This is a genomic window from Pedococcus sp., assembly GCF_036554925.1.
GTDB lineage: Bacteria > Actinomycetota > Actinomycetes > Actinomycetales > Dermatophilaceae > Pedococcus_A.
This window is the reverse complement of the sequence record NZ_DATBMI010000106.1, coordinates 1-8,773: the sequence shown is the minus strand read 5'-3', so window position 1 is coordinate 8,773 and position 8,773 is coordinate 1. Positions and strand designations below refer to the sequence as shown.

Below are 8,773 nucleotides of genomic sequence, written 5' to 3'. Positions count from 1 at the left end.
AGAACCAAGGCCATGGACGAGGTCAGCCCTCGGGGACGAGGTCCTCGCCGAGGCCTCGACGACTGGCGAGCGCCAAGCGCCCCGTCGAGGCAGTCATCCGCGGCGACGGTGAGAAGCGGCTGGTGCAGATCACGGTGGCTGCCCGCGACGATCCCGATGAGGGGAATCGGTCGTGGCGACCGAGGGTCACCCCATCTGGGTCGAGGGGCCAGGGGAGTGGCGGGAGGCCGGCCAGATCGCGGTCGGCGACCTCCTACGCACTGGCGCCGGCACCTTCGTCCAGGTCACGGCCGTGCGGCACTTCGCCCAGAAGCAGGTCGTCTACAACCTGACGGTCAGTGGCCTGCACACCTACTTCGTCCAGGTGGGCAACAGCTCAGTCCTCACCCACAACTGTGGTGGCGCGGCCCCTGTGCAGAAGGGGCAGGACGGCGTCGAAGACGTGGTCAGGGACCTTGTAGCGTCTGGTGGCAAGGTTCTTGGGCGGGAGGTGACGATGAAGATTGGCAAGGTTCGTACACGGCCTGATGTCTACGTGGAACTGCCCTGTGGAACGAAATGCTTCATCGAGGTAGAGAACGGTCCTAGGGCGCGACACACCTCGAACCAAAGCACGGGCTGTCCCATCCTCAGGGCGCGCGGTGGCACCCCCGTGGGAAAGAACGCACGTGAGGCGGGCCTAACGCCCGGGCAGCCCATCGACGCAATCCCAGTCTGGACCGTGTGGTTGAACAGGTTATGAGCAAGCCCATGCACCCGGCGCTCGACCGATTAGCGGGCGACTTGCTTAAGCTCGGGTTCAAGAAGCGAGCTGGTCTCATCTTCACCTTGCAGCTGCAAGTCAAGAGCTTGGGGTGGGTTGGAATCAACCGAGGCAGCCACGCCGGAGGCCCCGGGGTGTCTGCCCTCAACCCGGTGTGTGGAGTTCGCCATCAGGAGATCGAGCACGTCGTCGCGGACCTCTTGGGCCAGAAGTTTCACGCATACGTGCCCCCGACGGTCTCGGAGCCACTGCGCTACTTGATGCCCAAAGATGAGGGCAGGGAATGGACCGTTACGGGCGACGAGATAGTCGACGGACGCGTCGTGGATGACCTCATGCGCAGCATGCAGGAGTTCGGTTTGCCATACATGCGCGACCGCCGTGGCCTGATCGACATCTCGCGCGCCCTAACGGCTGGCGAGGGGCATGGGCACCAGACAGCTTTCCGGGCCCCGGTGGCGCTCTGGTTGCTGGGCCGGGGGCCGGAGGCGCTCGCGCACGTCGACAGCACCTTGGCTCAGGTGGGGGACCGCGACAGCGAGGCTGCTGAGCAGTTCCGCGCGTTCGCCGCTGAGCTCGCAGGGCGCATCCGTAGTGGCGTGTCGCCTGCCAGCGCGGGCCCCTGAGCCGCACCTTGTTCGGCACACGAAGGAGCCGGTACGCCGCGTGGTGAACACATGGCATACCGGCCCTCGTGCCTGGCGTGAGGTCAGGCGGTGGGCACGGTCTCGCGCTGGGCCAGACGGGCGTTGCGGCGGCCGTAGGCGAAGTAGAGCACCACGCCGAGCACCATCCACACCGCGAAGCGCAGCCAGGTCTCGATCGACAGGTTCGTCATCAGGTAGAGGCAGGCCAGCGCAGACAGCACCGGGACGACGGGGGAGAAGGGCACCCGGAACGGGCGCTTCATGTCGGGCCTGGTGCGACGCAGGATCGGCACGGCCACCGAGACGACGATGAACGCGAACAGCGTCCCGATGCTGACGAGGTTGGCCAGGGTGCCGAGCGGGACGAACCCGGCGAGCAGGGCGACGCCGACGATCGTGATCGCGGTGATCCGGTAGGGGGTGCCCCACCGAGGGTGCACCTTCGCGATGGACGGCGGAAGCAGGCGGTCGCGGCCCATCGAGAAGCCGATGCGACCCATGGCCACGATGTCGACGAGGATCACCGAGGTCAGCCCGGCGACGGCAGCGATGGAGATCAGCGCCGCGGCCCAGCCGGCCCCGACGGCGTCGAAGGCGCTCGCGATCGGGGCGCCCTCGTCGATCTTCCGGTAGTCCACCATCGCGGTGATGACGAACGAGACGCCCATGTAGAGCACGGTGCACAGGGCGAGGGTGCCGAGCAGGCCGACCGGCAGGTCGCGGCTGGGGTTGCGGGTCTCCTCGCCGAGGTTGGCCACGGCCTCGAAGCCGGTGTACGCGAAGAAGACGACCGCGGCGGCCGTGAGCACCCCGGCGAAGCCGAACGCCGTCGGCTCGAGGCCGAACAGCGCCTGGCTGAGCGGCTGGGCGAGGCCCGAGGTGCCCTCCTTGACCGGCTGCGCCGGCGGGATGAACGGCGTGAGGTTGGCCTTGTCGACGAAGAAGAGGCCGGCGATCACGACGAAGGCGCAGATCGCGACCTTGACCACGACGAGGGTGTTGGTCACGCGCGCGCTCTCGCGGATGCCGACCATGGCGACCAGCCCGAGGACCAGCACGATGGCGATGGCCCCGACGTTCACCGGGGCGTCCTCGCTGAACAGGGTTGGTGGCAGGTCGAAGAGGTTGGCGAGGTAGCCGGACCAACCGCGGGCGACCACGGCTGCGCCGAGGGCGAACTCGAGGATGAGGTCCCAGCCGATGATCCAGGCGAAGATCTCGCCGATGGTGGCGTAGGCGTAGGTGTAGGCGCTGCCGGCTGTCGGCACAGCCGAGGCCATCTCGGCGTAGCAGAGCGCCGCCAGCAGGCTGACCAGCCCGGCGATGCCGAAGGAGATCACGACACCCGGGCCGGCGTGCTGCTTGGCCTCGACGCCGGTCAGCGTGAAGATGCCCGTGCCGATGACGATGCCGATGCCAAAGCCCATGAGGTCCTTGGCGCCGAGCCGGCGGGAGAGCCGGTGCCCCACGCCCTCGTGCCCCGACGCGTCGGCCGGGTCGCCGGCCTGGGCCAGGACGTCCTCGACGGGTTTGGTCCGCAGGACCGATGCTGTGTCACGCATTTGGCCAACGATAAGTGCGCGTTATGTCTCGTGCACATCCGGGTGTGCGCGCGCCGACGCGGGGCAAGCCCTGCGCAGGGGGCTGCCGCTCCTGCGTGAGAGGCTGGCCGCATGGCACACCCGCAGTCCCCGGGCTGGTACGACGACCCCGAGAACCCGCAGCAGCTGCGCTACTTCGACGGTGTCGTCTGGACCCGGCACACCTCGCCCCGAAGCACCCGCCCCGCTCCGGGGTATGCCGCCGGGCACGGGCAGTACGGCAGCGCTCCCCAGGATTCCGCCCCGCAGGGCTCCGCCCCGCAGGCTCCCGCCCAGGGCCCCGGCCACGGCGTGGGCGCGCCGGGCGCCGGCCCGGCACCGTACGGCCCCGGGCAGGGTGGCGCCGGCCCGGGCTGGCAGCCCCCTCAGCAGTGGTCACCCCAGCAGCAGGCACCCCAGGGTGGCTGGCACCTGCCGCCGGCGCCGACGACCTACGGCGCCCAGGCCCGCACGCCCGACGGCGAGGCGCTGGCCGGCTGGTGGAAGCGGTTCGCCGCTCGCCTCATCGACTGGGTCATCGTCTGGCTCGGGTCGCTGCCGCTGACCGGGTACTTCATCTACCGCGCCGGCAACGAGCTGGGGCCGGCATTCGACCGCTACGTCCGCGAGATCGAGCAGGGCAACGCCGGCGCGACACCGCCGACGGTCACCCCGGACGTGCTCAAGTGGGTGGTGGCCTACTCGGTGATCCTCACCCTGGTGGCGATCGCGTACGAGGTCTTCTTCACGACGCGCACCACCGCCGCGACCCCCGGCAAGCGCGCACTCGGCCTGAGGATCCGGCTGCGGGAACGCCCCGGGCCGCTGACGTTCCAGACGGCCCTGACGCGCACCGTCATCCCGATGGGCGGGAACCTCCTCTCGAGCCTGCCGCTCATCAGCACCTTGGTCGCCATGCTCCAGCTCGCTGACGGGCTGCTCCCACTGGTCAACCAGAACAAGCAGGCCATCCACGACCTCATGGCGCGGACCAACGTCGTGGACACCCGCAAGGTCTAGCCGGCCGGGCAGCCTGCCGGCCCCGTGGCGGCCGGCGGACGACCACTGCGCCTCCGGCCCCGGCGCGTCGCGGCAGACGCGCCGGCCGCGCGACTGAACTGGTCGTCGGGCGGTCAGCGGGCGGGCACGACGCGCCCGGTGACCTCGCCGAGGCCGATCCGGCTGCCCTCAGGGCCGGGCGCCACGGCCCGCAGGGTCACGACGTCGCCGTCCTCGAGGAAGGCCCGCGTCGCGCCGCTGCCGAGAGCGAACGGTTCGGAGCCGTTCCAGGACAGCTCGAGGAACGAGCCCCGCGAGTCCTTCGCTGCGCCGGAGATCGTCCCGGAGCCGAAGAGGTCGCCCGCGCGCAGTGACGCACCGTTGACCGTGAGGTGGGCCAACATCTGCGTGGGCGACCAGTACATGTCGCGGTACTCGGGACGTGCCACGACGGTGCCGTTCAGCTCGACCTCGTAGTGGATGTCGAGGCCGAACAGCGAGGTCGCGGTCCCCTGGAGGTACGCGAGCGGCTCCGGGTCCTGGCCCGGTAGCGGCACGCGGGCGGCCTCGAGCGCGTCCAGGGTGACCACCCACGGGGAGATGCTCGTCGCGAAGGACTTGCCCAGGAACGGGCCCAGCGGGACGTACTCCCAGGCCTGGATGTCGCGGGCGCTCCAGTCGTTGAGCAGCACCACGCCGAGCAGGTGGTCTGCGGCGTCGGCCACGCCGACCCGCTCGCCGATCGCGGTGGGCCCGCCGACGACGAACCCGAGCTCGGCCTCGATGTCGAGCCGGACGCTGGGGCCGAACGAGGGCGCCGCGTCCGCAGGTGCCTTGCGCTGCCCCGTCGGTCGGATGATGTCGGTGCCGGAGACGACCACCGTGCCCGAGCGGCCGTGGTAGCCGATCGGCAGGTGCTTCCAGTTGGGGGTCAGCGGCTCGGAGTCGGGTCGGAAGATGCGGCCGACGTTGGTGGCGTGGTGCTCGCTGGCGTAGAAGTCGACGTAGTCGGCGACCTCGACCGGGAGGTGCATGGTGACCTGCTCCACCGGCACGAGGTGCGGCTCGACGCAGTCCCGGCGGGCCTCGTTGGTCAGGAGCTCGACCAGCCAGGCCCGGGCGGCCTCCCAGGCCGGCCTGCCCTCGGCGAGGAAGGCGTTGAGGCTGGGCTGCAGCCACACCTCGCCGGACTCCATGCCCGCCTGCTCGGATGCCGCGCCGGCATCGAGCACCCAGTCGCCGACCCGCACGCCGACCCGACGGGGCCGGCCCTGCGTCGAGAAGACGCCGTACGGCAGGTTGGCCAGCCCGAACGGGTGGTCCGCGGGGATGTCGAGCCAGGTGGCTGTCACTTAGCGCTCCTCGATGAGGTTGAGTTCGTGCAGCTCGCTGACGGGGTCGGTGACCCCGCAGCAGCCGTATGCCGTGAAGTACGTCCGGATGGCCGTCGCGTCCGCGCTGTCGAGGTCGCCGACGACCGGCACGAGCACGGCAGGGTCCCGTTCCGCCAGCAGGGCCTCGACGCCTTCGGGTCCCGCTCCGTGCAGCGCCGCCCGCACCGCGCAGACGACGTTCAGGAGGCCATGCTGCTCCTCCTCGTGGCTGCCGACGGTGTGCGTGCCCCGAACGGCGTGGTGGAGCCCGCCGGTCAGCTTGAACGCGAGGCCGAGCTCGAGGGTGGCCCCGAGGAAGGTCGCGAGCTCTCCCTCGGCCGGCCAGTCCCACTGGGGGGTCGCACCGGTGCGGAACTTCACCTGGAGCTCCCCGGCGTCGTCGGCGTCGAGGGCGACGTCGGCGAGGGCAGCAGCCTGGTCCGGGCCGCGCGGGACCTCCAGGGTGAGCGGAAGGTCGGCGAGGTCGACGTCCCGCCACTCGGGAGCCCAGCCCATCTCGACGCCGGCCAGGTCGATCGCGGGGTGGTCCCGCAGCAGGTGGACGGCCTCGGTGACGGTGCGAAGGGCGGTCCCGGGGCGTGCGACGACCGAGACCCGCAGCGGGTCCTCGGACGGAGCCACGAGGTCGCGGAGCTCTTCCGCGACCGAGGCGGGCACGAGCAGCGGCCCGACCAGCGCGGCATACCAGCTCGACCGGTGGGCGCGGTGCTCGCGCACCGCAGCCGGGAGCGGCGCGAGGCCCGGTGGGAACACGGCCGCGTCGTCGATGAGAAGGGTGAACAGCGAGGGGTCGGCTGGGAGGTCGGCGGCGAACTCCGACAGCGGTGTCATGCCCGGCAGGCTACTAGGGTGGCGGTGGGCGGAGCCGCCCACCCGAGACAGCACGATGGGCCATGCCCGCCGACGACCCGAGACCACGAAGAGGTGGACCTGTGGCGCACTACCAGCAGCAGGGCAGCATCCCGCCCAAGCGGCACACCCAGCACCGTCGCCCGGCACGCGGCAGGCAGGGCGGGGAGCTGTACTACGAGGAGCTCATGGGCGAGGAGGGCTTCTCCTCGGACTCGTCGCTGCTCTACCACCGCAACATCCCCTCCACGATCGCCGCCGCCCGCGAGTGGGAGATCGGCGACCTCTCGACGACCCCGAACCACCCGCTCGTGCCCCGCCACCTGAAGCTCCACGACCTGTTCGCCGCCAGGGACGTCAAGGGGACCGATGTCGTCACCGGTCGCCGGCTGGTCCTCGGCAATGGTGACGTCCGGATCTCGTATGCCGTCGCCGGCGCGCCAAGCCCGTGGTACCGCAACGGGATTGGCGACGAGTGCGTCTACGTCGAGCGCGGGCGCGCGAGGGTCGAGACCGTGTTCGGTGCCTTCGACGTGGGCGAGGGCGACTACGTCGTCATCCCGCGGGCCACGACGCACCGCTGGCTGCCGAAGCGCTCGACCAGGGACCCGCTGCGGGCGTACTGCATCGAGGCGAACAGCCACATCGCCCCACCCAAGCGCTACCTCAGCAAGTACGGTCAGCTCCTCGAGCACGCGCCGTACTGCGAGCGCGACCTCCGGGTGCCGCAGGGGCCGCTGCTGGCCGAGGACGTGGGGGACAAGGCCGACGACGAGACCGAGGTGTTCATCAAGCACCGCGGCAACGGCCCGGGCGGGATCGTCGGCACGGTGCACACGTTGCCGTTCCACCCCCTCGACGTGGTCGGATGGGACGGCTGCCTTTACCCGTACGTCTTCAACCTTCGCGACTTCGAGCCGATCACCGGCCGCGTGCACCAGCCGCCGCCCGTGCACCAGGTCTTCGAGGGCTGGAACTTCGTCATCTGCAACTTCGTGCCTCGCAAGGTCGACTACCACCCGCTGGCCATCCCGGTGCCCTACTACCACTCCAACGTCGACAGCGACGAGATCATGTTCTACGTCGACGGCGACTACGAGGCTCGCAAGGGCTCCGGCATCGGCAAGGGCTCGATCTCGGTGCACCCGGGCGGGCACGCGCACGGCCCGCAGCCCGGGGCGAGCGAGGCCTCGATCGGGGTCCAGTACTTCGACGAGACCGCGGTCATGGTCGACACCTTCCGTCCCCTCGAGCTCGGCGAAGGGGGCCGTGCCGTCGACGACGGGAGGTACGCCTGGTCGTGGAGTGCAGGTCAGCGCGGCGGCGGCACCTCGGACGGCAGCGACTACAGCATTGGGTGACCCGCGGGGGCGTTCCCCGGTGGTGGGGGGATGAGCCGCGTCCTCGTCACCGGCGCCACCGGCGCGCTCGGGCGGGTGGTCGTCCGCCAGGCCCTCGCACAGGGGTGCGACGTCGTCGGTGTCTCCCGGCGGGGCGGCCCGGTCGCCGGGCGGGTCGAGGCCGAGCGCGTCGACGTGCGTGACCGGGACGCCGTGCAGCGGGTGCTCACCGGCGCCCGCCCCGACCTGGTGGTGCACACGGCATACGCGCAGGACGACTGGGCGACCACCGCGGACGGGAGCGCACACGTCGCCCTGGGCGCCCGCGCCGCGGGAGCGCGGCTGGTGCACGTGTCCAGCGACGTGGTCTTCTCCGGTGCGCGCGTGACGTACTCGGAGCGGGACCTGCCGGACCCGGTCAGCCCCTATGGCGCGGCCAAGGCCGCGGCCGAGACGGCCGTCGCGGCCATCGACCCGTCTGCGGTCATCGCGCGGACCTCCCTGGTGATGGGCTCGCGCGACAGCCCGATGGAGCGGCGGGTGCACGCCCTGCTCGACGGCACGGCGACAGGGGAGCTGTTCACCGACGACATCCGCTGCCCGGTGCACGTCGCCGACCTGGCCTCGGCGCTCCTCGAGCTGGGTCGTGCCGATGCCTCCGGCGTCCGCCACGTCGCCGGTCCCGACGCGGTGAGTCGCTTCGAGATCGGCGAGCTCGTGGCCGCGCGCGACGGTCTCCCGCCCGCCGGGCTGCGCCCCGGGTCGCGCAGGGCGAGCGGCGTCCCCGGTCCCCTCGACGTGCGGCTCGACTGCGCGTGGACACAGGGTCAGCTGCGGACCGTGCTGAGGGGTGCGAGGACCTTCCTGAGCGACCCCGAAGCGCTGCTCTGACCACAGCTGGGTACACACGTCGACGTCTCGACCGCGCCGGGACATGCCACGGTCCCCGCCGGCGGCGGGGTGTGGGGCGGGGTCACGCCGGCTCGGCCTCGGGGTCGGCGGGTGGTCGGGCTGCGCGTCGGGTGAGCAGGTCGTCGTAGGAGCCTCGGGTGAGGTCCCACTCGACCCGCTCCCCGAGGGCGCCCCTGACCACCCGACCGGCCAACCGTCGGGTGTGGACGGTGGTGTGGTGCCGCTCGCACAACAACGCCGCGTTGGTCAGGTCGGTGGGGCCGAGGTCGGCCCAGTGGACGAGGTGGTG

General features: G+C 71.3%; 8 protein-coding genes and 1 pseudogene. 5 read left to right on the top strand and 4 right to left on the bottom strand.

The window, feature by feature from the left end:
• Positions 1 to 172: 172 nt before the first annotated feature.
• Both VIB11_RS08890 and VIB11_RS08885 read left to right on the top strand, forming a co-directional pair.
• Positions 173 to 742, top strand: coding sequence for a polymorphic toxin-type HINT domain-containing protein (locus VIB11_RS08890; RefSeq protein ID WP_332030405.1), 570 nt, complete (start codon positions 173 to 175; stop codon positions 740 to 742).
• Positions 739 to 1,389 carry a hypothetical protein gene (locus VIB11_RS08885; protein ID WP_332030403.1) on the top strand — a complete coding sequence of 217 codons (651 nt, stop codon included), beginning with the start codon at positions 739 to 741 and terminating at the stop codon, positions 1,387 to 1,389. Before VIB11_RS08890 ends, VIB11_RS08885 begins: the two co-directional genes overlap by 4 nt.
• Positions 1,390 to 1,472: 83 nt before the next feature.
• Here the strand turns inward: VIB11_RS08885 and VIB11_RS08880 are convergent, their stop codons facing one another.
• Positions 1,473 to 2,972 carry an APC family permease gene (locus VIB11_RS08880; protein WP_332030401.1) on the bottom strand — a complete coding sequence of 500 codons (1,500 nt, stop codon included), beginning with the start codon at positions 2,970 to 2,972 and terminating at the stop codon, positions 1,473 to 1,475.
• Positions 2,973 to 3,083: 111 nt separating this feature from the next.
• Between VIB11_RS08880 and VIB11_RS08875 the strand changes: the two genes are divergently transcribed.
• Positions 3,084 to 4,010: an RDD family protein gene (locus VIB11_RS08875; RefSeq protein ID WP_332030399.1), complete on the top strand. Its 927-nt coding sequence runs from the start codon at positions 3,084 to 3,086 to the stop codon at positions 4,008 to 4,010.
• 113 nt (positions 4,011 to 4,123) lie between these two features.
• Here VIB11_RS08875 and fahA read toward each other — a convergent pair whose 3' ends face one another.
• Complete coding sequence (gene fahA, locus VIB11_RS08870) at positions 4,124 to 5,341, bottom strand: fumarylacetoacetase (RefSeq protein WP_332030397.1); 1,218 nt, start codon at positions 5,339 to 5,341, stop codon at positions 4,124 to 4,126.
• Positions 5,342 to 6,214: a hypothetical protein gene (locus VIB11_RS08865; protein WP_332030395.1), complete on the bottom strand. Its 873-nt coding sequence runs from the start codon at positions 6,212 to 6,214 to the stop codon at positions 5,342 to 5,344.
• Positions 6,215 to 6,315: 101 nt separating this feature from the next.
• Between VIB11_RS08865 and VIB11_RS08860 the strand changes: the two genes are divergently transcribed.
• Positions 6,316 to 7,593 (top strand): homogentisate 1,2-dioxygenase, encoded by a 1,278-nt coding sequence (locus tag VIB11_RS08860; RefSeq protein ID WP_332030393.1) that lies wholly within the window; start codon positions 6,316 to 6,318, stop codon positions 7,591 to 7,593.
• Between the two features lie 30 nt (positions 7,594 to 7,623).
• Positions 7,624 to 8,463: an SDR family oxidoreductase gene (locus VIB11_RS08855; protein ID WP_332030391.1), complete on the top strand. Its 840-nt coding sequence runs from the start codon at positions 7,624 to 7,626 to the stop codon at positions 8,461 to 8,463.
• An 82-nt stretch (positions 8,464 to 8,545) separates the two neighbouring features.
• On the opposite strand, the pseudogene VIB11_RS08850 reads toward VIB11_RS08855, so the two are convergent.
• Positions 8,546 to 8,773, bottom strand: a pseudogene (locus VIB11_RS08850) (hypothetical protein); the annotation flags it as partial.